Origin of the sequence: Burkholderia pyrrocinia, assembly GCF_022809715.1 — a bacterium.
Taxonomy (GTDB): Bacteria; Pseudomonadota; Gammaproteobacteria; order Burkholderiales; family Burkholderiaceae; genus Burkholderia; species Burkholderia pyrrocinia_C.
The window spans coordinates 1,061,470-1,085,135 of the sequence record NZ_CP094460.1 but is presented as its reverse complement, the minus strand read 5'-3'; the positions used below and the strand labels follow the sequence as shown (position 1 = coordinate 1,085,135).

The 23,666-nt window shown below is 67.7% G+C and carries 24 protein-coding genes and 1 pseudogene; 23 read left to right on the top strand and 2 right to left on the bottom strand.

Features of this window, described 5'->3' with window-relative positions; all coding sequences use genetic code 11:
• The first annotated feature begins 98 nt into the window (after window positions 1–98).
• A complete protein-coding gene (locus tag MRS60_RS21645; protein WP_217587735.1) occupies window positions 99–1,247 on the top strand; it encodes a metallophosphoesterase in 1,149 nt (382 codons plus the stop codon).
• 9 nt (window positions 1,248–1,256) lie between these two features.
• Here the strand turns inward: MRS60_RS21645 and MRS60_RS21640 are convergent, their stop codons facing one another.
• On the bottom strand, window positions 1,257–1,844 hold the full coding sequence (locus tag MRS60_RS21640) for a malonic semialdehyde reductase (protein ID WP_131949446.1): 588 nt from the start codon (window positions 1,842–1,844) through the stop codon (window positions 1,257–1,259).
• A gap of 236 nt (window positions 1,845–2,080) precedes the next feature.
• Between MRS60_RS21640 and MRS60_RS21635 the strand changes: the two genes are divergently transcribed.
• From MRS60_RS21635 to MRS60_RS21615, 5 genes and pseudogenes are all read left to right on the top strand, one after another.
• Window positions 2,081–2,686, top strand: a complete 606-nt coding sequence (locus MRS60_RS21635; RefSeq protein ID WP_051983664.1) for an alpha-ketoglutarate-dependent dioxygenase AlkB family protein — start codon at window positions 2,081–2,083, stop codon at window positions 2,684–2,686.
• A gap of 342 nt (window positions 2,687–3,028) precedes the next feature.
• Window positions 3,029–3,235, top strand: coding sequence for a hypothetical protein (locus MRS60_RS21630; RefSeq protein WP_034180396.1), 207 nt, complete (start codon window positions 3,029–3,031; stop codon window positions 3,233–3,235).
• Between the two features lie 123 nt (window positions 3,236–3,358).
• Window positions 3,359–3,610, top strand: a pseudogene (locus MRS60_RS21625) (YbaB/EbfC family DNA-binding protein); the annotation flags it as partial.
• 97 nt (window positions 3,611–3,707) lie between these two features.
• Window positions 3,708–4,187 carry a type 6 secretion system effector deamidase TecA gene (tecA, locus tag MRS60_RS21620; RefSeq protein WP_105392094.1) on the top strand — a complete coding sequence of 160 codons (480 nt, stop codon included), beginning with the start codon at window positions 3,708–3,710 and terminating at the stop codon, window positions 4,185–4,187.
• Between the two features lie 288 nt (window positions 4,188–4,475).
• On the top strand, window positions 4,476–5,369 hold the full coding sequence (locus MRS60_RS21615) for an IclR family transcriptional regulator (protein WP_034180374.1): 894 nt from the start codon (window positions 4,476–4,478) through the stop codon (window positions 5,367–5,369).
• An 84-nt stretch (window positions 5,370–5,453) separates the two neighbouring features.
• Here the strand turns inward: MRS60_RS21615 and MRS60_RS21610 are convergent, their stop codons facing one another.
• On the bottom strand, window positions 5,454–6,533 hold the full coding sequence (locus tag MRS60_RS21610) for a porin (protein ID WP_131949447.1): 1,080 nt from the start codon (window positions 6,531–6,533) through the stop codon (window positions 5,454–5,456).
• 447 nt (window positions 6,534–6,980) lie between these two features.
• On the opposite strand from MRS60_RS21610, the gene MRS60_RS21605 reads away from it, so the two are divergent.
• From MRS60_RS21605 to MRS60_RS21525, 17 genes are all read left to right on the top strand, one after another.
• The gene (locus tag MRS60_RS21605) at window positions 6,981–7,298 is read left to right on the top strand and encodes a non-heme iron oxygenase ferredoxin subunit (RefSeq protein WP_027789384.1); all 318 of its coding nucleotides are present in this window, start codon (window positions 6,981–6,983) and stop codon (window positions 7,296–7,298) included.
• A 1-nt stretch (window position 7,299) separates the two neighbouring features.
• Window positions 7,300–7,611 carry a recombinase-like helix-turn-helix domain-containing protein gene (locus tag MRS60_RS21600; RefSeq protein WP_034180372.1) on the top strand — a complete coding sequence of 104 codons (312 nt, stop codon included), beginning with the start codon at window positions 7,300–7,302 and terminating at the stop codon, window positions 7,609–7,611.
• Window positions 7,612–7,666: 55 nt separating this feature from the next.
• Window positions 7,667–8,737: an aromatic ring-hydroxylating oxygenase subunit alpha gene (locus MRS60_RS21595; protein ID WP_034180371.1), complete on the top strand. Its 1,071-nt coding sequence runs from the start codon at window positions 7,667–7,669 to the stop codon at window positions 8,735–8,737.
• Window positions 8,730–9,500: an SDR family oxidoreductase gene (locus MRS60_RS21590; protein WP_217587734.1), complete on the top strand. Its 771-nt coding sequence runs from the start codon at window positions 8,730–8,732 to the stop codon at window positions 9,498–9,500. Before MRS60_RS21595 ends, MRS60_RS21590 begins: the two co-directional genes overlap by 8 nt.
• 29 nt (window positions 9,501–9,529) lie before the next feature.
• On the top strand, window positions 9,530–10,057 hold the full coding sequence (locus MRS60_RS21585) for a cupin domain-containing protein (protein ID WP_034180369.1): 528 nt from the start codon (window positions 9,530–9,532) through the stop codon (window positions 10,055–10,057).
• A gap of 18 nt (window positions 10,058–10,075) precedes the next feature.
• Window positions 10,076–10,972: an alpha/beta fold hydrolase gene (locus tag MRS60_RS21580; protein ID WP_175747500.1), complete on the top strand. Its 897-nt coding sequence runs from the start codon at window positions 10,076–10,078 to the stop codon at window positions 10,970–10,972.
• The gene (locus MRS60_RS21575) at window positions 10,969–11,823 is read left to right on the top strand and encodes an IclR family transcriptional regulator (RefSeq protein WP_131949451.1); all 855 of its coding nucleotides are present in this window, start codon (window positions 10,969–10,971) and stop codon (window positions 11,821–11,823) included. Before MRS60_RS21580 ends, MRS60_RS21575 begins: the two co-directional genes overlap by 4 nt.
• Window positions 11,820–12,617: an SDR family oxidoreductase gene (locus MRS60_RS21570; protein WP_243566641.1), complete on the top strand. Its 798-nt coding sequence runs from the start codon at window positions 11,820–11,822 to the stop codon at window positions 12,615–12,617. The genes MRS60_RS21575 and MRS60_RS21570 overlap by 4 nt, the downstream gene beginning before the upstream one ends.
• Window positions 12,610–14,277 carry a thiamine pyrophosphate-binding protein gene (locus tag MRS60_RS21565; protein ID WP_131949453.1) on the top strand — a complete coding sequence of 556 codons (1,668 nt, stop codon included), beginning with the start codon at window positions 12,610–12,612 and terminating at the stop codon, window positions 14,275–14,277. Before MRS60_RS21570 ends, MRS60_RS21565 begins: the two co-directional genes overlap by 8 nt.
• Window positions 14,270–15,085, top strand: a complete 816-nt coding sequence (locus MRS60_RS21560) for an aspartate dehydrogenase (RefSeq protein WP_034180364.1) — start codon at window positions 14,270–14,272, stop codon at window positions 15,083–15,085. The genes MRS60_RS21565 and MRS60_RS21560 overlap by 8 nt, the downstream gene beginning before the upstream one ends.
• Before the next feature lie 89 nt (window positions 15,086–15,174).
• Entirely contained in the window at window positions 15,175–16,665 is a 1,491-nt protein-coding gene (locus MRS60_RS21555) for an aldehyde dehydrogenase (protein WP_131949454.1), read from the top strand.
• An 18-nt stretch (window positions 16,666–16,683) separates the two neighbouring features.
• Complete coding sequence (locus tag MRS60_RS21550; protein WP_131949455.1) at window positions 16,684–17,646, top strand: VOC family protein; 963 nt, start codon at window positions 16,684–16,686, stop codon at window positions 17,644–17,646.
• Window positions 17,643–18,887 carry an NAD(P)/FAD-dependent oxidoreductase gene (locus MRS60_RS21545; protein ID WP_217587731.1) on the top strand — a complete coding sequence of 415 codons (1,245 nt, stop codon included), beginning with the start codon at window positions 17,643–17,645 and terminating at the stop codon, window positions 18,885–18,887. Before MRS60_RS21550 ends, MRS60_RS21545 begins: the two co-directional genes overlap by 4 nt.
• A gap of 27 nt (window positions 18,888–18,914) precedes the next feature.
• Window positions 18,915–20,315 (top strand): MFS transporter, encoded by a 1,401-nt coding sequence (locus MRS60_RS21540; RefSeq protein WP_243566640.1) that lies wholly within the window; start codon window positions 18,915–18,917, stop codon window positions 20,313–20,315.
• Window positions 20,316–20,515: 200 nt separating this feature from the next.
• Window positions 20,516–20,734: a DUF3079 domain-containing protein gene (locus tag MRS60_RS21535; protein ID WP_034180359.1), complete on the top strand. Its 219-nt coding sequence runs from the start codon at window positions 20,516–20,518 to the stop codon at window positions 20,732–20,734.
• 196 nt (window positions 20,735–20,930) lie between these two features.
• Entirely contained in the window at window positions 20,931–22,598 is a 1,668-nt protein-coding gene (gene hcp / locus MRS60_RS21530; RefSeq protein ID WP_034180358.1) for a hydroxylamine reductase, read from the top strand.
• 13 nt (window positions 22,599–22,611) lie between these two features.
• A complete protein-coding gene (locus MRS60_RS21525) occupies window positions 22,612–23,634 on the top strand; it encodes an FAD-binding oxidoreductase (RefSeq protein ID WP_243566639.1) in 1,023 nt (340 codons plus the stop codon).
• Window positions 23,635–23,666 lie beyond the last annotated feature (32 nt).

Sequence of the window (23,666 nt, the reverse complement as noted above, 5' to 3'; positions counted from 1 at the left end):
TGTACCATCGTACGTATGGCGCGAAGCGCGGCCCGGGGCGTCACGGCCCCGTACGACGCGCGTCGCGGAAGCCGTATCGCAACGAAGGTGAGCGCTCCATGCGAAGTTTCTTTGTCCGGTTCATTGCAATCGGCGTGCTGTTCCATCTGTATGTCGGGATGCGGATCATTCCCGACGCGTTCGCGTCGCCGGTCGCGCGCACGATCGCCGCGCTCGTGCTGGCGAGCTTCGTCGTGCTGATCCCGGTCGGCATGTTCTCGCGCCGCTTCGACGAAGGCTGGGCCGCGACGCTGGCAGGCTGGACCGGCTCGCTCCTGATGGGTTTCTTTTCGTCGCTGCTGGTGCTGACGTTCCTGCGCGAGTTCGTGCTGCTCGGCGTGTTCGCGTGGCGGCAGCTCGGGTACGACGGCGCGTGGAGCGGCGCTGCGGCCGACACGGCGCTCGGCGTGCTGGCGGCCGCGGTGCTCGTCACCGCGATCGGGTTCGTCGGCGCGCGCCGCACGGCGGCGGTCAAGCGCGTGTCGATTCCGGTCGCCGGGCTGCCGGCCGCGCTCGACGGGCTGACGATCGTGCAACTGTCCGACATTCACGTCGGGCCGACGATCAAGCGGCCCTATATCGAACGGATCGTGCGTGCGGTCAATGCGCTCGATGCCGACCTCGTCGTCGTGACGGGCGACGTGGTCGACGGTTCGGTCAAGCGCCTGCGCGAACACACCGCGCCGCTCGGCCGCATGCAGTCGCGGCACGGCAGCTTTCTCGTGACGGGCAACCACGAGTATTACGCGGGCGCGCACGCGTGGATCGACGAATTCCGGCGCATCGGGCTGACGGTGCTGCTGAACGAGCACGTGCTGATCGAGCACGACGGCGCGCGCGCGGTGCTCGCGGGCGTGACCGACTTCACGGCGGGCGGGTTCGATCCCGCGCATCGGAGCGACCCCGAGCAGGCGCTGGCCGGCGCGCCGCACGACGTCGGCACCAAGATCCTGCTCGCGCACCAGCCGCGCAGCGCGGAAGCGGCGAACCGCGCGGGTTTTACCGTGCAACTGTCGGGGCACACGCACGGCGGCCAGTTCCTGCCGTGGCCGCCGTTCGTGCGGATGCAGCAGCCGGTGATCGGCGGGCTGAGCCGCTTCGGCGATCTGTGGCTCTATACGAGCCGCGGCACCGGATACTGGGGGCCGCCGAACCGCTTCGGCGTGCCGTCCGAGATCACGCTGATCCGGTTGACGAGCGGCGGCTAGCGAGCCCCGTCATTCGATGCGGGCGATATCGTCGAAGTCGAAGCGCGGGCTGCGCGGGAACAGGCCGGCCGGATCGCCGTAGCCGAGATTCACGAGGAAGTTGCTCTTGATCGCGGTGCCCGCGAAGAATTCGGCATCGACCTTCGCGTTGTCGAAGCCCGACATCGGGCCCGCATCGAGGCCGAGCGCGCGTGCGGCGAGGATCAGGTACGCGCCTTGCAGCGACGAATTGCGGAACGCGGTGGCCTCGATCAGCGCATCGTTGCCGGCGAACCAGCTGCGTGCGTCGGCGCGAGGGAACAGGCGCGGCAGGTGATCGAGGAACGCGAAATCCATCGCGACGATCACGGTGACGGGTGCGGCCATCGTCTTCGCGAGATTGCCTTTGGACAACGCGGGCTTCAGGCGCGCCTTCGCTTCGGGCGACTTGACGAACACGAAGCGCGCGGGGCTCGAGTTCGCCGACGTCGGGCCGAATTTCGTCAGGTCGATCAGCCGGTGCAGCAGCGCGTCGTCGACGGGTTTGTCCTGCCACGCGTTGTGCGTGCGCGCGGTGAGGAACAGTTGATCGAGGGCGGAATCGGAGAGCGTCGTCATGATGGGATCCGGAAAGAAAGCGGCCGGGTCGCGCCGGCAGGCATGGCGGAAGCAAGCGGCGCCTTGCGGCAGGGCGCCGCGACACGCCGCGATGATAGTGTGATGCGCGAACGCACAGTGCGGTGCGCGGCGGTTTCCTTGCATCGGCGAATGACAGAGCATGGCGGCGCGCGGCGCCGTTGGCTAGTATGCAGACATGCGCTGTTCGTCCCGCTCATCGCCCGTTTCCTCCCGACATGTCGACGTCCGATCTCTTCGCTGATACGCCCGCGCCAGACGTGGACTGGTACCCGGACTGGCTCGCGCAGCCCGACGCCGACCGCGCGCTGGCCGCGCTGATCGGCGAGGTCGCGTGGCGGCAGGACACGATCCGCACGCCGCGCGGACGCATTCCGTTGCCGAGGCTCACCGCGTGGCAGGGCGAGCCCGACGCCGTTTACGTGTATTCGGGGATCCGCAACGTGCCGGCGCCGTGGACGCCGGCCGTGCTCGACCTGAAGCACGCGGTCGAGGCGACGTGCGGCGCGCACTTCAACAGCGTGCTGCTCAATCGCTACCGCAACGGGCAGGACAGCCTGGGCTGGCACGCGGACAACGAGCCAGAGCTCGGCGATGCGCCGGTGATCGCGTCGGTGAGCCTCGGTGCGATGCGCGTGTTCGATCTTCGTCATCGCGCGACCGGCGTCACGCATGCATATCGCCTCGTGCATGGCAGCCTGCTGGTGATGCGCGGGCGCACGCAGGCCGAATGGCAGCATCGCGTGCCGAAGGCGCCGAGCGTGCAGGGCGAGCGCGTCAACCTGACATTCCGGCGCGTGATGCCCGCCGGTACGGGCCGGTAGCGGCAGGCTGTCACAGCGGTGCCCGGGTGGCCGGGCTATTCGCGCCCCGTTTTTGCGACCCACGAACGGCCGATGCAAGCAATCGGCCGCTCATGCGGCACGTTGCCGCATGAGCGTCGTGTCATGCGGCCTGAAGCGGCTCTGAGGCTCGTCCCATATGGGTTTCAGACATATTCGATCGACCGCCCGGTTCCGATAGATGAGTGAAACCTCTGATGGTGCGTCGCAACAATCATTGACTAGACTGTCGAATGGCTGAAACGCGTCGCATCCCGGCGCGATCTTTTCGACATGCCCCCGTGCGTTGCCGATGCAACGTGCAACGGGGCAGGAGCATAACGCGTGACCGTACTCGACCCTTCCTTCGAACCCTCGCTGCACGTCTTCGAACAAGACGGCGGATGGCAATGGGCGCTGACGGTGAAGCGGGCGACCGGCGTCGGTGTGAAAGTCGTCGCATTCAGCCGGGAAGGCTTTCGCGGCGAAGCCGAGGCGTACGCCGCCGGCCAGCTTGCCCGCGCCGAGTATGACGCCGCCGTGACGGCCTGACGCCGTCGCGTCGATCCCGCCCGAGGATCGCCTTCACCGCCCGCCTCCTGCCGTTTTTTTCCTGATCGGTTCCCGTATTCCTTCCACCGCGATACATACATCGCGCGATACCGCATGCGGTGCGCCGATGCACCGCCGCCCGCGATCGTCGTGCGCGCGTGGATCGGCGCGAACGGTGCCGTCACGCGCGTCGAATTCGCGTCGCTGGGCGATCCCGGCGCGGACGCGGCGCTGCGGCAACTGCTCACGGCCGGCGGCCCGCTGGCCGAGCCGCCGCCGCCCGACATGCTGCAGCCGTTGCGCGTGCGCCTGCGGCTCGCGCCGAATCCCGACGCGGCCGCCGCCGCACCGGCGTCGGCGGCGCGTGCGCCGTGACGCCCGGGCCGGCCGCCGTCGGCGGATATCGTAATAAGATATGAGGTTATTGCGTTGGCGGGACGACGATGCCTTTCTTCCTCAAAAGGACCTACCCATGCAACTGACCCAGTTAGGCGGCCATGTCGCCCAATCCGGCTTCGCCGAAAAGCAGAAACATGCGCAAGCGCTGATGTACGGCATGGCCGACATCAACGAGTATGTGTCCGGCGGCGTCTGCTACGACGCCGCGGCCTATGTCCGGTACCTGCTGCGCGGCGACGCGATGATCGCGCCCGATACGCTGCTCGACACGATCGGTCAGCACTGGAGGACGCGGTTCAACTTCGAGACCGGCGATCAGTGGGACGGGCGCGCCAGCATTCCGGCGGGAACCGCGGTCGGTTTCTCCCGCGGCGGCAATGTCTTTCATGCCGCGATCGCGGTCGGCGGCAGCCGGATCCGGGCCGTGAACGGCGGCCGTCTGGGCAGCGGCTGGATGTATGCGGTCGACCTTGCACGGGTGCTCGAGCAGGATGCGGCCGGCGGCTTTACGTTCGATCGCGCGAACCTCCGGGTCCACCTGTCGCGCCTGTAGGCGACGCGGCGTCGGATGCCGCGCCGTTTGTCGTCTTTCAGCCACCCGAGACGGGCAACGGCCGGGCGGCGGTCTTCCCGCCGTTCGGCGATTTCCGCATGGCGTCGCGCTGTCCATCGCTGCTATCCTCTCGACCGTGAATGACTCTGCATGGGGTCGCGGATGCGCATGCTGCGTCGCGGCGCAGCGCGCGGGTGCGAACCTGCGCGCGCGCTGGAGTAGCATGACTGAATATCCACGACGATCCATGGCCTGTTTCGTGACCGATTTCCTTCCGTCCATGTCCACATGGTCAAGACAACGATGAGCGACGCCCCCGATCCTGCCGCTGCCGGCGATGACGAATCGTCCGGCGGCGCTTCGTCCTATCTGGTGCCGGGGCTCGAGCGCGGACTGCGGATTCTCGCCGAATTCTCGGCGCGCGAGCCCGTGCTCGGCGCGCCCGAGCTGTCGAAGCGCATCGGCATTCCGCGCACGACCACGTTCCGCCTGCTGCAGACGCTCGAGGCGCTCGGGTTTCTCGAACGCGTGAACGGCGACCGCCATTTCCGGCTCGGCGTCGGCGTGCTGCGGCTCGGCTTCGAATACCTGAACTCGCTCGAGCTGACCGATCTCGGCGCGCCGGTGCTCGAACGGCTGCGCGATTCCACCGGCTTCTCGACGCACCTGCTGATCCGCGACCAGCGCGACGTCGTGTTCGTCGCGAAGGCGCAGAGCAATGCGTCGATGTTCGGTTCGGTGAAGGTGCACGTCGGTACGCGCCTGCCCGCGCATGCGACCGTGCACGGCCACGTGCTGATGGGCGACCTGACGCGCGACGCGCTGCGCCAGCTCTATCCGGAAAAGCGGCTCGAGCAGTTCACCGAGCGCACGCCGGGCACCGTCGACGAACTGTACGAACGCGTGCGGCAGTACGCGCGGCTCGGCTATGCGGTCAGCGAGGCGGCGTTCGAAAGCGGCATCTCGGCCGTGACCGCGCCCGTGCGCGATCATTCGGGTTCGATCGTCGCGGCGATCACCGCGACGGTGCCGCGTTCGGAGATCGGCGAGGCCGGCGAGAAGGAGCGGCTCGTCGAAGCCGTATGCGGTGCGGCGGTCGACCTGTCGCAGCGCCTGAACTATCGTCCGCTCGAAAGCGACCCGACGTTTGCGCACGCGCGCCACAAGGTCGCGATGTTCTGACTCGCGACGCGCCCGGCATCGCAAAAAGCAAGAGCGGCCCGCGGGCCGCTCTTGTCGTTTCAGGCGCCGAACGCGCGAAACCGCTCAGAACGAGTGGTGGATCCCGGTGAGCACGATCACCTGGTTCGCGGTGCTCGACACGCCGGCCGTGAAGAACGCGGCTTTCGCGCCGCCCGACCCGTGCTCGTACAACACGTTCGCATAGAGCTGCGTGCGCTTCGACAGCGCGTAGATGTCGCCGAGCTCGACCTGCGTCCAGCGGCGGCCGGCCAGCGTCGTGGTCGCCGCGCCGCCCGCGATCGTGTTGAACGCGCTGCTGCGGTAGTTCACGCCCGCGTCATAGCTCTGGAACGTATCCGAAAAGCCGTTCGACTGCATCTTCGTGCGCGTGTAGAGGCCGTGCACGAGGAAGTCGCCGAACTGGTACGACGCGCCCGCGCCGATGTTCTCGACCTTGTTCGCTATGTAGCCGTTCGCGGTGTTCTGCCCCTGGAATGACGCGATACCCGTCTGGCCGATCAGGATCGAGCGGTCGTGTTCGTTCGAGTAGACGGCCGACGCCTTGAACGGCCCGTTCGCATAGTTCAGCGCGACGCCGACCGACTTGCCGGTCGAGAAGTTCGTCGTGTTGCCGAGCGCCAGCGTCGCCGCGGCCGAGAAGCCCGCATAGGTCGGCGAGCGGTACTTCACAGAATTGTTGTACGGCACGTTGCCGGTCGCGGCGAGCCCGTCGATGTTGCCGGGGTGGAACGCGTACCAGCTCAGCGCCAGGTAGGCCGTGCTGAGCGGATCGAGATAGTCGAACGACAGCGGCGTCTGGCGGCCGAGCGTCAGCGTGCCGTAGCGGTCCGAACTCAGGCCGACGAACGCCGCGCGGTTCCAGATCGTGTTCGCGGTCGCGAACTGGCCGTTGTTCGTATAGAAGCCGTTTTCGAGCTGGAAGATCGCCGACAGGCCGTCGCCGAGGTCTTCCTTGCCTTTCAGGCCCCACCGATCGGGCTGCGTGTTGCCCTGGATCATCGCCCACTTCGCATGGCCGCCGACGTTGTTCACGTACGCGACGCCCGCATCCAGGCTGCCGTACAGCACCACGCTGCTCTGCGCCCACGCGCCCGACGCGGCGCCCATCCCGATGACTGCTGCTGCTACCGCATGCTTGACCATTTGATCTCCTGACTCTCCAACCTGATGAAAACGTGCCGTGGCGGCATACGCGGAGACGGCCGGCCGTCACGCGTGTTCCACCGCCGGATGGGCATTTCGTGTGTTCCATATAAGGAACGATGTGCCTCTGATGGAATGGAGTATAGGGGCGTCAAGCGCGTGATCAAAAATAAATTTTTCGGGACGGATGGGATCGAAAGCGCTGCGCCGCAGCGATGCGTGGAGCTTTCAAAAAGGGCATAACTCCCCGCCGCAAAACAAAAAATCACATTTGATAGGGTAGGCGGCGACGATCGCCGACCCAACGGTCAGTGTTTTCCCTAGGGCGTGCAGCTTTTTGTTTTACTCGTGGAAAGTCGCTCCTATAATCACCATCCATAAACTGATGTTCCTAATATGGAACAAACAAGAAGCAAACCGAGAGTCGATCAGAAGGAAGGGTGTGAGATGTCTGAACAATGGATTTGCGCCGGGCACGCCGGCGCGCTGTCGGAAGACACGCCGATCGAGTTCAAGCGGACCGACGGCGTCGAAATCGGGATCTATCGCGTCGGCGACGACGTGTATGCGCTCGAGAACGTGTGCCCGCATGCGTACGCGCTGCTGACGCAGGGGTTCGTCGACGAAGGCACGGTCGAATGCCCGCTGCACGAGGCCGTGTTCGACATCAGGACGGGCGAATGCCTGAAGGGTCCGGGCGGACGCGCGCTGAAGCAGTACGCGGTGCGCCTGGCCGGCGAGGAAATCCAGATCAAGGTGGAATGACATGAAAGAAGCGACCGTCAACTTCAATCCCTTCCTGAAGCCGTGGGTGGCGCCGCAGCCGAACAACGTCGCCGGCAAGGGGCAGATCGAGATCCCCGGTCAGGTCGAGAACCGGATCTGGCAGAACCGCAAGGCCGAGCCGACCCAGTACGAGAACGACCTCGGCGATGCGCTCGAACGCGTGTTCGAAGCCGGCGCGACCGAGCTGGACGACGTCGTCGCGGGCCTGAACCGCATCGGCTTCCGCGCACCGGACGGCACGCCGTGGACACCGGAGCGCTTCCGCGCCGAAATGGCCGCGCTCGCGGAATGACCGCGCCGAGCGCGCGATCCGCCGACCCGACGACAACCGCATCCGGAGCACACTGATGACGTCCCCCGCACAACACGCATCCCAACACGACCCGGTCCGTGACTATCTCGACCGCGGCATCAAGAACTACTGGTATCCCGTCGCGCCGAGCTGGCAGGTGTCGAACGCGCCCGTCGGCCTCACGCGCCTGTCCGAGCAGATCGTGCTGTGGCGCGATCACGAGGGCAAGGTTCACGCACTGGAAGATCGCTGCCCGCACCGCGGCGCGCGTCTGTCGCTCGGCTGGAACCTCGGCGGCAGCATTGCCTGCTGGTATCACGGCATCGAAGTCGACGGCGGCGGCACGGTCAATCGTGTGCCGGCCGTGTCGAACTGTCCGCTCGAAGGCATGAAGTGCGTGAAGTCCTATCCGGTCGAAGAGAAGGCCGGCGCGATCTTCCTGTGGTTCGGCGACGAAGCGCACGGCGAGCCGGCGCCGCTGAACCTGCCCGAGGAACTGGTCGCCGACGAGTACGGCCACTTCCTGTGCGTGTCGAACTGGAAGTGCAATTACCAGTACGCGATCGACAACGTGATGGACCCGATGCACGGCGCGTACCTGCATGCGACGTCGCACTCGATGGCCGAAGGCGACAAGCAGGCCGACATGCGCGTGCGCAAGACGGAAACTGGCCTGATGTTCGAGAAAATCGGCCAGCGCGACGTGAACTTCGACTGGGTCGAGCTCGGCGAAACCGGCTGCCTGTGGATGCGCCTCGCGATTCCGTACAAGCAGAAGTTCGGCCCGGGCGGCAACTTCGGGATCATCGGCTTCGCGACGCCGGTCGACGGCGACAACTGCCAGGTCTACTTCTGGCGCACGCGCAAGGTCAGCGGCTGGCAGCGCGACGTGTGGCGCTTCATGTACCGCAACCGCCTTGAAGGGCTGCACTGGGACGTGCTCGAGCAGGACCGCTACGTCCTCGAAAGCCTCGCGCCGCAGGCCCGCGATCACGAATACCTGTACCAGCACGACGTCGGCATCACGCGCGTGCGCCGGATGCTGCGCCAGCGTGCGCAGGAACACCTGTCCGCGCTCGACGCGCATCGCGCGGCGCAAGCCGCTTCGGAGCCCGCGAATGGCTGAGCTCGCACCGGTCGTGTCGCTCGCGCGGCGCCGCGTGCTCGTCACGGGCGGCGCGCGCGGCCTCGGCGCGGCGTTCGTGAAGGCGCTCGTCGCCGCGGGCGCGCAGGTCGCGTTCGGCGACGTGCTGGCCGACGAAGGCCGTGCGCTTGCCGCGCAACTGTCGGAAGCCGGCCACGTTGCGCATTTCTTCGCGCTCGACCTGGCCGACCCGGCGAGCGTCGACGCATTCGTCGCGCAGGGCGCGGCGGCGCTCGGCGGCATCGACGCGCTGATCAACAACGCGGCGATCACGAACTCGGGCGGCAAGCTGTCGACGGAGCTCGACGTCGCGACATGGGACGCCGTGATGAACGTGAACGTGCGCGGCGTGTGGCTCGTCAGCAATGCGGCGCTGCCGCACCTCGCGAAGTCGGGCCGCGGCGCGATCGTGAACCTCGCATCGGACACCGCGCTGTGGGGCGCGCCGAAGCTGCTCGCGTACGTCGCGAGCAAGGGCGCGGTGATCGCGATGACGCATGCGCAGGCGCGCGAATTCGGCGCGCACGGCGTGACGGTCAACGCGATCGCGCCGGGGCTGACCGAAGTCGAGGCGACCGCCTACGTGCCGGCCGAGCGTCACGCGTTCTACATGCAGGGCCGCGCGCTGACGCGCGCGCAGGTGCCCGACGACGTGACGGGCCCCGTGCTGTTCCTGCTGTCGGACGGCGCGCGCTTCGTGACGGGCCAACTGCTGCCGGTGAACGGCGGCTTCGTAATGAATTGATGTTTTCACTCTGAATGAAGGAGAGGACGATGGCGGACGCCGATCTCGAACGCAAGTCGTGGGACCAGCCGGAAGGCGCAAGCTTCAACGACTGGATGGAAGGGCGCGTGGCGCGCTATGCGACGCGGCGCTACGACTGGGACGCACTGAAGTTCCAGGCCGACTACGACCCGAAGTACCGCCGTGCGCAGATGCGCTATGTCGGCACCGGCGGCACGGGCGTCGCGAAGGACGTCAACACGGTGCCGGCCGGCAACTTCACGTTCTCGACGATGGTGATCCCGGCCGGCAACATCGGCCCGAGCCACATCCACATCGACGTGGAAGAAATCTTCTTCGTGCTGCGCGGCAAGATGAAGGTGATCTGCGAACGCGACGGCGAGACGTGGGAAGCGATCCTCGGCGAGCGCGACCTGATCTCGGTGCCGCCCGGCGTGTATCGCACGGAAATCAACATCGGCGAGGAAGACGCGCTGATGTGCGTGATGCTCGGTTCGCCGAAGCCCATCACGCCGACGTATCCGCCCGATTCGCCGCTCGCGAAGATCAAGCGTTGAGACGGAGCCGGTGAAGCAATGAGTGTCATCGACAAACGTGAACGCGACCGCACCGCGGCATTCGCAGCGCTGCTCGGGCAGTTTCCCGAGCAGCGCTGCGCGGCCGGCGCGGCGGGCACGATCGGCTATCGCGAGGCCGGCGCGCAGCATGCGGGCCGCGCGCTGCCCGTCGTGCTGCTGCACGGGATCGGCTCGGGTGCCGCATCGTGGGTGCGCCAGCTCGACACGCTCGGCGCATCGCGGCGCGTGCTCGCGTGGGATGCGCCCGGTTATGGCGCGTCGACGCCCGTGCACGGCGCGTCGCCGGCCGCCGCCGATTACGCGGCGTCGCTGAACGCGTGGCTCGAGGCACTCGGCATCGAACGCTGCGTGCTGGTCGGGCATTCGCTCGGCGCGATCGTCGCGGGCGGTCTCGCCCGCGTGATGCCCGCGCGGATCGCCGGCCTGCTGCTGGTGTCGCCTGCCGGTGGCTACGGCAGCGCCCCCGCCGAAACGCGCGAATCGCGCCGCGACGCGCGGCTCGCGATGCTCGCGGAACTCGGCCCGGCCGGGCTCGCCGAGCAGCGCAGCGGCAACATGCTGTCCGGTTTCGCGAGCGAGGATGCGCGTGCGTGGGTGCGCTGGAACATGGCGCGCATCGTGCCGGCCGGCTATGCGCAGGCCACGCATCTGCTCGCGAACGCCGATCTCGCGGCCGATCTCGCCGGTTTTCGCGGCCGCACGGCCGTGGCCGTCGGCGCGAACGACGCGATCACGCCGCCCGCCGCATGCGAGCGGATCGCCGCGGCCGCGCACGTCGGGCTGCAGGTGATTCCGCAAGCCGGTCATGCCGGGTACGTGGAAGCGCCGGCCGTTTATTCCGCACTGATCGACACGTTCTGCCGTCAGTGCGATACGCAGTGGGGGCTGGTATGAGCGAACCGCTGCAACAAGAACCCGAAAACGGGAAGGCCGAAGCCAGCTACGTGGTGCCGGGCCTCGAACGCGGGCTGCGGATTCTCGCCGAATTCTCGCCGCGCGAGCCCGTGCTCGGCGCGCCGGAGTTGTCGAAGCGGCTCGGCATTCCGCGCACGACGGTGTTCCGTCTGCTGCAGACGCTCGAATCGCTCGGCTTCCTCGAGCGTGCGGACAAGGATCGCAACTACAAGCTCGGCATCGCCGTGCTGCGGCTCGGCTTCGAATACCTGAGCTCGCTGGAGCTGACCGATCTCGGCCTGCCGGTGATCGAGAGCCTGCGGGACGCGACCGGCTTCACGACGCACATCGTGATCCGCGACGGCCGCGATGTCGTGTTCGTCGCGAAGGCGCAGAGCCAGTCGCCGGTGTTCAGCTCGATCCGCGTGAACGTCGGCACCCGCTTGCCCGCCTATGCGACGACTCACGGCCACGTGCTGATGGGCGACCTGTCGCTGAAGGAGCTGCGCTCGCTGTATCCGGAAGGCACGCTGAACCGGATGACGAGCGCGACGCCGGAGACGGTCGATGCGTTGTACGAAGTGATCCGCGAGGATGCGCTGCGCGGCTACGGCGTCAGCAATTCGTCGTTCGAGCGCGGCATCTCGGTGGTCACGGCGCCGGTGCGCAACGAGACGCAGAAGATCGTCGCGTGCATCACGGTGACGGTGCCGCGGCCGGAGATCGACGCGGCGCTGATCGCGGACGGGTTGATCGACAAGGTACAGCGCGCGGCGGCGGAACTGTCGCGGCGGCTCAATTACCGCTCGGATGACGAGCACACGTTTATGAAGGCATTAGGACTCCGATGATTCAGATCGATCTGACCGGGCAGGTTGCGGTGGTGACGGGCGGTTCGTCCGGCATCGGCCTCGCGACGGCCGAACGGTTCCTGCAGGCCGGTGCGTCGGTCGCGATTTGCGGCCGTGACAGCGACCGACTCGCACGCGCCGCGGCGATGCTCGGCGAAAAATATCCGGGCGCACAACTGCTCGCCGAGCGCTGCAACGTGCTCGACGAAGCCGACGTGGCTGCGTTCGCGCAAGCGGTGTCCGCACGCTTCGGCCGTGCCGACATGCTGGTGAACAACGCGGGCCAGGGCCGCGTGTCGACCTTCGCCGATACGACCGACGACGCGTGGCGCGAAGAGCTCGAACTGAAGTACTTCAGCATCATCCGCCCGACGCGCGCGTTCCTGCCGCTGCTGCGCGATGCGCAGGCACCGACGATCACCTGCGTGAACTCGCTGCTCGCGCTGCAGCCCGAGCCGCACATGGTCGCGACGTCGTCGGCGCGGGCGGGCGTGCTGAGCCTCGTGAAGTCGCTCGCGACCGAACTGGCGCCGCAGCGCATCCGCGTGAACTCGATCCTGATCGGCATCGTCGAGTCGGGCCAGTGGCGCCGCCGCTTCGAAGCGCAGGCGCAAGCCGGCGAAAGCTGGGAAGACTGGACGGGTGCGCTCGCGCGCAAGAAGAACATTCCGCTGAATCGCTTCGGCAAGCCCGACGAGGCCGCCTGGGCACTTTTTTATCTCGCAACGCATCTGTCGTCCTACACGGCGGGCAGCCATATCGACGTTTCTGGAGGCTTTGCACGCCATGTCTAAAAAAACCACGGTTGGCGAGCTGATTGCCGCCTTTCTCGAGCAGTGCGGCGTGAAAACCGCATTCGGTGTCATCTCGATCCACAACATGCCGATCCTCGACGCGATCAACTCGCGCGGCAACATCCGCTATGTCGGCGCGCGCGGCGAAGCGGGCGCGGTGAACATGGCCGACGGCCTGGCCCGCGTGTCGGGCGGCCTCGGCGTCGCATTCACGAGCACCGGCACGGCGGCGGGCAACGCGGCCGGCGCGATGGTCGAGGCGCTGACGGCCGGTACCGCGATGCTGCACATCACGGGGCAGATCGAGACGCCGTACCTCGACCAGGATCTCGCGTACATCCACGAGGCGCCCGATCAGCTGACGATGCTGGACGCGATCTCGAAGGCCGCGTTCCGCGTGCGCACGGTCGAGACCGTGCTGCCGACGATCCGCGAAGCCGTGCGCATCGCGCAGACCGCGCCGACGGGCCCCGTGTCGGTCGAGATTCCGATCGATATCCAGGCCGCCGAAATCGAATGGCCGGAAGACCTCGCGCCGGCGCACGTCGCGGTGAGCGAGCATGACGCCGCACGCGTTGCGAAGCTCGCCGATGCACTCGCGGCCAAGCGCCGCCCGCTGCTGTGGCTCGGCGGCGGCGCGCGCCACGCCCGCGACGAAGTCGAACGCCTCGTGAAGCTCGGTTTCGGCGTCGTGACGAGTGTGCAGGGCCGCGGCGTGCTGCCCGAGGATCATCCGGCGACGCTCGGCGCGTTCAACGTGCATGCGTCCGTCGAAGCGTTCTACAAGACCTGCGACGCACTCGTCGTGGTCGGCTCGCGCCTGCGCGGCAACGAGACGCTGAAGTACAAGCTCGCGCTGCCGCAGCCGCTGTTCCGCATCGATGCCGATGCGCTCGCGGACAACCGCGGCTACCGCAACGAGCTGTTCGTGCACGGCGATTCGAAGCGCGTGCTGGCCGAGCTGGCCGATCGCCTCGAAGGCCGCCTGTCGGTCGATCCGCAGTTCGCATCCGATCTCGCGGCGGCCCGCGAGCAGGCGGTCGCCGATGTGGCGAAGGGCCTCGGGCCGTACAAGCAGCTCGTCGATACGCTGCAAGGCGCGGTCGGCCGCGACTACAACTGGGTGCGCGACGTGACGATCTCGAACAGCACATGGGGAAACCGCCTGCTGAAGATCTTCGAACCGCGCGCCGGCGTGCATGCGCTCGGCGGCGGCATCGGCCAGGGCATTCAGATGGGCATCGGCGCGGCGCTGGCGGGCGCCGCCGCGAAGACGGTCTGCCTCGTCGGCGACGGCGGCCTGATGGTCAACGTCGGCGAGCTGGTGACGGCCGTGCAGGAGAACGCGAACGTGATGATCGTGTTGATGAACGACCAGTGCTACGGCGTGATTCGCAACATCCAGGATGCGCACTACGGCGGCCGCCGCTGCTTCGTGCAGTTGCACCAGCCAGATTTCGCGCAGTTCTGCGCGAGCTTCGGCCTCACGCACTACCGAATCACGTCGCTCGACCAGGCCGAAGCGATCGTGCGCGACGGGATGGCGAAGGAAGGGCCGGTGATGGTCGAAGTCGACATGCTGTCGGTCGGCTCGTTTGCGTCGCAGTTCGCGGGCCCGCCGGTGAAGAAGGAAGCGCCCACGGAGCGCCAGTATGCGTAACACGCACGCACCCGTCGACGTCGCGATGATCGGCTTCGGCGCGATCGGCGCGGCCGTGTACCACGCGGTCGAGCACGATGCGGCGCTGCGCATCGCGCACGTGATCGTGCCCGACCACCAGCGCGCCGCGGTGCAGGGCGTGCTGGGCGGCGCGGTGGAGGTCGTGTCGTCGGTCGACGCACTGGCCCGCCGCCCCGAGTTCGCGCTCGAATGCGCAGGCCACAGTGCGCTCGTCGATCACGTCGTGCCGCTCTTGAAGGCCGGCACCGACTGCGCGGTCGCATCGATCGGCGCGCTGTCCGATCTCGCGCTGCTCGACGTGCTGTCGCAGGCTGCCGACGAAGGCGACGCGACGCTGACGCTGCTGTCGGGCGCGATCGGCGGCATCGACGCGCTGGCATCCGCGAAGCAGGGCGGTCTCGACGAAGTGCTGTACGTCGGCCGCAAGCCGCCGCTCGGCTGGCTCGGCACGCCGGCCGAGGAACTGTGCGACCTGCGCACGATGGCCGAAGAGAAGGTGATCTTCGAAGGCACCGCGCGCGACGCCGCGCGGCTGTATCCGAAGAACGCGAACGTCGCGGCGACCGTCGCACTCGCGGGCCTCGGCCTCGATGCGACGCGCGTGCGCCTGATCGCCGATCCGGCCGTCGCGCGCAACGTGCACCGCTTCACCGCGCGCGGCGCATTCGGCGAGATGTCGCTGGAGATGAGCGGCAAGCCGCTGCCCGACAACCCGAAGACGTCCGCGCTGACGGCGTTCAGCGCGATTCGCGCGCTGCGCAACCGCGCGGCCCGCTGCGTGATCTGAGCGGCGCTTCGAGAGATTCGGACTATTGAACGTCTGCCCGCGCCACGGCGAGGGCGGGTGCGCAGAGACAGATTTGTGGGACTTGTGACATGACACCTTTCGATACGAGCCTGGTACCCGACGGCAACATCCTGATCGGCGGCGAGTGGCGGCGCGGCCGTGGCGCGCCTTACGCCAGCATCTATCCTGCCGACCAGTCGGTGAACATGGAAGTGTCGACGGCTAACGCGGAAGACGCGGCAGAAGCCGTCGAAGCCGCCGATGCCGCATGGCGCCGCGCCGACTGGGTCGGGCTGAAGCCACACCAGCGCGCGCAGGTGCTGTACCGCATCGCGGATCTGATCATGCAGCGCCACGAGGCGCTCGCGAACCTGCAGCGCCGCGACAACGGCAAGCCGATCGGCGAGACGCGCGTGCTGGTGGCCAGCGCCGCGAACACGTTCCGCTATTTCGCGGCCTGCCTCGAAACGCTCGACGAAGAACTGACGCCGTCGCGCGGCGACTACCTGACGATGAGCGTGTACGAGCCGATCGGCGTGATCGCCGCGATCACACCATGGAACTCGCCGATCGCATCCGACGCGCAGAAGCTCGCGCCGGCACTTGCCGGCGGCAACGCGGTGGTGCTCAAGCCGGCCGAAGTCACGCCGCTCGTGTCGCTCGCGCTCGCGCGCATCTGCGAGGAAGCCGGCGTGCCGAAGGGCGTGCTGAGCGTGCTGCCGGGCAAGGGCTCGGTGATCGGCGACGTGCTCGTGCGCCATCCGCTGGTGAAGAAGGTGTCGTTCACGGGCGGCACCGAAGTGGGCCGCGGCATCGCGCGCATCGCGGCCGAGAAGCTGATGCCCGTGTCGCTCGAACTCGGCGGCAAGTCGCCGACGATCGTGTGCGACGACGCCGATCTCGATCATGCGGTCAACGGCGTGCTGTACGGCATTTTCAGCTCGTCGGGCGAAGCGTGCATCGCGGGTTCGCGGCTGTTCGTGCAGCGCGCGGTGTACGACGAATTCATGAAGCGCCTGGTTGCGGGCGCCCGCAAGCTGCGCGTGGGCGACCCGACGCGGCCCGATACGCAGATGGGGCCGCTGATCACCGCGAAGCACCGCGAATCGGTGGAGCGCTACGTCGCGCTCGGCCTGGAAGAAGGCGGCCGCCTGCTGTGCGGCGGCGAGCGGCCGTCGGGCGACGGGCGCGAGCACGGCTTCTTCTACCAGCCGACGATACTCGAAGGCTTGCCGAACAGCGCGCGCATCTGCCAGGAGGAAATCTTCGGGCCTGTGCTCGTCGCGATGCCGTTCGACGACGAAGCGTCGCTGATCGCGCAGGCGAACGACAGCGTGTTCGGCCTTGCCGCCGGCATCTGGACGCGCGACTACAAGCGTGCGTGGCGCATCGCGCGCGCGCTCGAAACGGGCACCGTCTGGATCAATACGTACAAGCTGTTTTCGATCTCCACGCCGTTCTCCGGCTGGAAGGAGAGCGGGATGGGGCGCGAGAAGGGGCGCCTCGGCATCCGCGAGTACATGCAGCAGAAGAGCCTCTACTGGGGTTTGAACGACGCGCCGCTGCCGTGGGCGAACTGAGCGAAGGGGAATGACGCAATGAGCATTTTGGGAATCGAGCAGATCACGTACGGCGTCGACGATCTGGCGACCTGCCGGCGCTTTTTCGCCGACTGGGGGCTGAAGGAAGTCGCGCACGACGACACGCACGCGCGCTTCGAGACGATGAACGGCTGCACCGTGCTGGCCGTCAACGCCGACGATCCGGCGCTGCCGCCCGCGTTCGAAGCGGGCCCGACGCTGCGCGAAGTGACGTGGGGCGTCGCGACGCAGGGCGAACTCGACGTGCTGCGCACGAAGCTTGCCGGCCAACCGGGTTACTACGCGCAAGACGACGCGGTCGGCTGTATCGACCCGAACGGAATGGCGATCCGCGTCGAAGTCACGCGCAAGCGCGAACTCGACATCACCGGCTCGCCGTCGAACGTGTGGGGCCAGACGCTGCGCGTCGACCAGCCGAGCCCGATCTATGCACGCGCGGAGCCGGTCGAGGTCGGGCATGTCGTGTTCTTCACGAACTGCCTCGACGAACAGGTGAAGTTCTATCACGAACTGCTCGGCTTCGAGACGTCCGATCGCTACCCGGACCGCGGTGCGTTCATGCGCTGCGCGCCGCACGGCGGCCACCACGACCTGTTCCTGCTCGCATTGCCGAACGGAAAGCGTGGCCTGAACCACGTCGCGTTCACGGTGCGCGACATCCACGAAGTGTTCGGCGGCGGCATGCATATCGACCGCTGCGGCTGGGAAACGCAACTCGGCCCGGGCCGTCACCCGGTGTCGTCCGCGTACTTCTGGTACTTCCAGAATCCGGCCGGCGCGCTGATCGAGTACTACGCGGACGAGGACGTGCTGACGCCCGAATGGCAGCCGCGCGAATTCGAGCCGGGCCCGACCGTGTTCGCCGAATGGGCCGTCGACGGCGGCCTCGACGGCAACACGCGCCGGCAGAAAAACGCGAAGGCGCCGGAAGGCAAGTTCATGACGGAGCGCAAATCATGACCGAAGCGAATACGCCCGCGCAGCCCGCGCCCGGCACGGTCGTCGTGATCGGCGGCGGCCAGGCCGCCGGTTGGGTGCTGAAGACGTTGCGCGCGGAAGGTTACACGGGCCGCCTCGTGATGATCGCCGACGAGCCGCACCTGCCGTACGAGCGTCCGCCGTTGTCGAAGGCCGTGCTGGCCGGCGACGCCGATATCGAAACCGTACGCGTCGTGCGCCCGGACGAATTCGACGCGCTCGATATCGAAGCATGGCAGCCGGAACGCGCCACATCGATCGACCGCGCGCGCCGCGTGGTGACGACCGCCAGCGGCCGCGAGATCGAATACGACCGGCTCGTGATCGCGACCGGCGGCACGTCGCGCCGCCTGCCGGACGCAATCGTGAGGACGCCGAACCTGCACTACCTGCGCACGCTCGACGAAGCGGCCGCGCTCGGCGAGAAGCTGCGCGCGAGCCAACGCGTGCTCGTGATCGGCGGCGGCTGGATCGGCCTCGAAGTCGCGGCCACCGCGCGCAAGCTCGGCGTCGAGGCGGTCGTGGTCGAAGGCGCGCCGCGGCTGTGCGGGCGTTCGGTGCCGCAGATCGTGTCGGATTTCCTGCTCGACCTGCATCGCGCGAACGGCGTCGACGTGCGTGTCGGCGCGGCGCTCGCGTCGCTCGATGCGCAGCCTGGCGATGCATCGAAGGTGCGCGCGACGCTCGCCGACGGCACGACGATCGACGCCGATTTCGCGGTGGCCGGCATCGGCCTCGCGCTGAATGCGTCGCTCGCGAGCGATGCGGGGCTGGCCGTCGACGACGGCATCGTCGTCGACGAATTCGGCGCGACGAGCGACCCGGCGATCTTCGCGTGCGGCGACGTCGCGAATCATCACAACGGCTGGCTGAAGCGGCGCGTGCGGCTCGAATCGTGGGCCAACGCGCAGAACCAGGCGATCGCGGCCGCGAAGGCCGTGCTCGGCGTGCGCGCGCCGTACGCGGAGATTCCGTGGTTCTGGTCCGATCAGTACGACGTGAACCTGCAGATCCTCGGCGATCTGCCGGCCGATGCGCAGCTCGTCGTGCGCGGCGATCTCGCCGCGCGTCGCGCGACGCTGTTTTTCCTTGGCGACGGGCATGTGAGAGGTGTCATCGCCGTGAACAACGCACGTGAGCTGAAGCTCGCGCGCAAGTGGATGAACCAGGGCCGGGCAGTGGATACGGAAGCCCTGGCAGACACTACTAAAGCGCTTGCCTGACCGGCGAAAGACCAGGAGACACCCCGCATGAGCACTTTCGACAACGTCGTGGCCGGTCGCGCCACGATGGAAGCTGCCGCCTCCACGCCCGGCGCGATCATCGCGCGGCTCGAGCGGCTTCCCGGCAACGCGATGCAGATCCGCGCACGCGTGCTGATCGGCACCGCGACGTTCTTCGACGGCTTCGACGTGATCACGATCGCGGCGACGCTGCCGCTGCTGATTCACAAATGGGGGCTGTCGCCGACGCAGATCGGCATGCTGATTGCGTCCGGCGCAATCGGCCAGCTGATCGGCGCATTCCTGTTTCCCGCGCTGGCCGAGAAGCACGGCCGCGTGAAGGCGATTGCGTGGAGCTCGGCCGTGATCGGCATCACGAGCATCGCGTGCGGCTTCGCGCCGACCTTCGAGGTGTTCGTGCTACTGCGGATCCTGCAGGGGCTCGGGCTCGGCGGCGAGCTGCCGGTCGCCGCGACGTACATCAACGAGATCACGCGCGCGCATGGCCGCGGCCGTTTCGTGCTGCTGTACGAGATCGTGTTCCCGATCGGCCTGCTGGTGTCGATGGCGCTCGGTGCGTGGCTCGTGCCGCGGTTCGGCTGGGAAATCATGTACTTCGTCGGCGGGCTGCCGCTGATCCTGTCGCTCGTGCTCACGCGCCTCGTGCCGGAATCGCCGCGCTGGCTCGCGTCGCGCGGGCGGCTCGCGGAAGCCGGGCGCGCGGTCGGCGTGTTCGAAGCGTCGGTGCGCGGCGCGCTGCCGCCCGTCACGCACGTGGCCGCGTTCGACGAGATGGTGCGCCAGCATCCGAAGCGCAGGATGAGCGACCTGTTCAGCGCCGCGTATCGCAAGCGCACGCTCGCGGTGGCGACGTTGTGGGCGACCTGCGGGTTCATCCAGTACGGGCTGTCGACGTGGCTGCCGACGATCTACAAGAACTTCTATCACGCGCCGCTGCAACTCGCGCTGAACCTCGCGGTGATCGGTTCGGTGATGGGCGTGCTCGGGTCGCTGGCGTCGGCGCTGCTCGTCGACAAGCTCGGCCGCAAGCCGGTGATCGTGTGGTCGTTCGTGCTGTGCGCGCTATCGCTGGCGCTTGCGGGCATCTATCACGCATCGTCGGTGTATGTCGTCGCGGTCTTCTGCTCGCTGTCGCTCGGGTTGATGGCGTCGGGGTTCATTACCGCGTACGTCTATACGCCCGAACAGTATCCGACGAGCATCCGCGCGTCGGGCTGCGGGCTCGGCAGCGCGTGGCTGAAGATCGCGTCGTTCGTCGCGCCGATGGTCGTGCCGCACGCGATCATCGGCGGGAACCTTGCACCCGCGTTCTACCTGATCGGCATCGTGCCGCTGATCGCGGCGGTGACCGTGCACTTCGTCGGGATCGAGACGAAGGGGAAGGTGCTGGAGGCGCTCGAAGCGTAAGCGCGGCCGGCGGTAACGGACGATGTGTGAATGCCCGGACGATGTCCGGGCTTTTTTGTTTGAGGCGATCCAATTGCGTTGCGCGGCGTGCCTGGCCGATGCACTGCCGCCACTGCGAAAGAATGCCGCATTGCCGGTGTGCATCGGTGCACTAGAGTCGAACGGTAGCGAACGAAACGACACCGGGAGGGCAACGCGCGATGGCCAGGAAATTTCCGCTGCACCCCGTGCATCCGGAGAGGATCTGCTGGGGATGCGACAACTACTGCGCGGCGCACGCGATGCGTTGCGGCAACGGTTCCAGCCGCACGCAGCACCCGAGCGAACTGCTCGGCGACGACTGGTATCGATACGGCGACTGGGGCATCGAATGCGCGGATACCGAAAACGAACGCACGACCGAAGCCGGAGGGCAGTGACAGCGACAAGTTGCCTCACCGGCGAGCGTCCCGTTTCTTGATCTGCATCACGGTGGCGAAACGCGTGCCGAAACATCATGAAAAAGATGCATAAGAAACGCATCTTGAGGCGGGCGGGATGCCCGGCGGCAAGGAACCCGCGTTCCGCCGCCGTTCGCGCCGACCCGCGCCCCCATGATCGAGAAAGGAGAGCACCGTGTTTTGCTATCAATGCGAACAGACCGACCGGACCGGCGCGCGGCCCGGCTGCGCATCGGCGAAAGGCAACTGCGGCAAGGATGCAACGACGGCCGACCTGCAGGACCTGCTGGTCCATGCGGTGAAGGGCATTGCGCAATACGGCGCGGTCGCGCGCGCACTGGGCGCCCCCGATCGCGACGCCGACCGGTTCGTGCTGTACGCGATGTTCACGACGCTGACCAACGTGAACTTCCATGCGGCGCGCTTCGTCGCGTTGCTGCGTGACGCGGCGCAGACGCGCGACCGCGTGAAGGCCGCATGCGAAGCGAAGGCGCGGGCCATGGGAGCGGTCATCCCCGTGCTGCACGGGCCCGCGATGTGGCAGCCGGCGGGCGATCTCGCCGGCCTGCTGGAACAGGCCGCCGCCGTCGGCATCGACGCGGGGCTCGACAAGGTGGGCGCGGATATCGTCGGCCTGCGTGCGCTGGTCCTGTACGGGCTGAAGGGCGTATGCGCCTACGCGCATCATGCGCGGGTGCTCGGCTACGAGCGCGACGACATCTACGAGGGCGTCGAAGCGGCGCTCGCGTTTCTCGCGCGCGACCCCGACGACGTCGACGCGCTGCTCGCGCAGGCGCTCGAACTCGGCCGGCTGAACCTGACGGTGATGGAACTGCTCGACAGCGCGAATACCGGCCGTTTCGGCGCGCAGCAGCCGACCGCCGTGCGCGTGTCGCCGGTGGCGGGCAAGGCGATCCTCGTGTCGGGCCACGATCTCGGCGATCTGCACGCGCTGCTCGAACAGACGGCCGGCACGGGCATCCACGTGTACACGCACGGCGAAATGCTGCCGGCCCACGCGTACCCGGCGCTCAACGCATTTCCTCATCTCGTCGGCAACTATGGCGGTGCGTGGCAGGACCAGCAGAGCGACTTCGCGCATTTCCCCGGGCCGATCCTGATGACGTCCAACTGCATCATCGAGCCGATGCCGCAATATCGGCAGCGGATCTTCACGACGGGGCCGGTCGGCTGGCCGGGCGTGCGCCATCTCGAACATCACGATTTCTCGACGCTGATCCGCGCTGCGCAGGCGCTGCCCGGTTTCCCGGCCACGGCGCCGGAGCAGACGATCACGGTCGGGTTCGGCCGCCATGCGGTGCTCGGCGTCGCGGACAAGGTCATCGACGCGGTCAAGGCCGGACAGATCCGCCACTTCTTCCTGATCGGCGGCTGCGACGGCGCGGCGCCGGGCCGTAACTACTACACGGAGTTCGCGGAGCAGGCGCCCGACGATACGGTCGTGATGACGCTCGGCTGCAACAAGTACCGGTTCAACCGGCATGCGTTCGGCGATATCGGCGGCATTCCGCGCCTGCTCGACGTCGGGCAGTGCAACGACAGCTATTCGGCGATCCGGATCGCGACGGCGCTTGCCGATGCGTTCGATTGCGGCGTGAACGATTTGCCGCTGTCGCTCGTGATCTCGTGGTTCGAGCAGAAGGCGGCGGCCGTGCTGCTGACGCTGCTCGCGCTCGGCCTGCGCAACATCCGCCTCGGACCGACGCTGCCGGCGTTCGTCACGCCAGGCGTGCTCGCGGTGCTGGTCGAGCAATTCGGCATCCAGCCGATCGGCGACGCCGGCGCGGACCTTGCCGCTTCGCTGGCGCGCAAGGCCGCTTGAGCGGGATCGTTCGATGACCTATCGAATCGAGATCACGACGCGCGACAGCGAGCAGTTCGGCTTCGGATGCGACGCCGAACAGGATCTGCTCACCGCAGCGGCGGACGCCGGCATCACGCTGCCGTCGCAATGCCGGCGCGGAAGCTGCGGCGCGTGCCAGGCGACCGTCGTCGACGGCGCGTACGAGATGCAGGCCGACAGCGCAGGCGTGCTGCCGGCCGGCCAGCAGGGTGCGGTCCTGCTGTGCCGGACCACGCCGCGCGGCGATCTGCGGGTCGCCGCGCCGTACGACCGGACCAAGGTGCTGCTGCAGCCAGTGCCCGTGCGCACCGCCCGGATCGCGACGCTCGATACGATCGCGGCCGACACGATGCGCGTCGAGTTGCAAGTCGAACCCGACGACGCGTTCGGCTCGGCCGTCGAGTTCGAGCCCGGCCAGTTCGCCGAGCTGGAGGTGCCGGGCAGCGGCTTGCGCCGGCCGTATTCGCTCGCGAACACGAGCAATTGGGACGGCCGCCTCGAGTTCCTGATCCGGCTGCGGCCGGACGGCTGGTTCTCGACGTATCTGCGCGAGCGCGCACGGCCGGGCGATCCGCTGACCGTGCGCGTTCCGATGGGCGGCTTCGGGCTGTTCGCGGACAGCCTGCGGCCGCGCTGGTTCGTCGCGGGCGGCACGGGGCTCGCGCCGATCCTGTCGATGCTGCGGCGCATGGCCGAGTATCAGGAGATGGCCGATGCGCGGCTGTTCTTCGGCGTCAATCAGGAAACCGAACTGTTCATGCTCGACGAGCTTGCGCGATTGCAGGCCGACCTGCCGCAGTTGCAGGTCGATCTCTGCGTATGGCGGCCCGGCGGGGAGTGGGCCGGGTTGCGAGGCACGCCGGTCGACGCGTTGCGTGCGGCGCTTGCACAGGCCGGTGCGCTGCCGGATATCTACGTGTGCGGGCCGCCGCCGCTCGTGCAGGGTGTGCGGGACGTGGCCGTTGCGGCAGGCGTGCCGGATGCGCAGTTTGCGAGCGAGCGTTTTACCGGGTGATGCCCGAGGGTGGTGCCTGCGCGTTGCCGCGA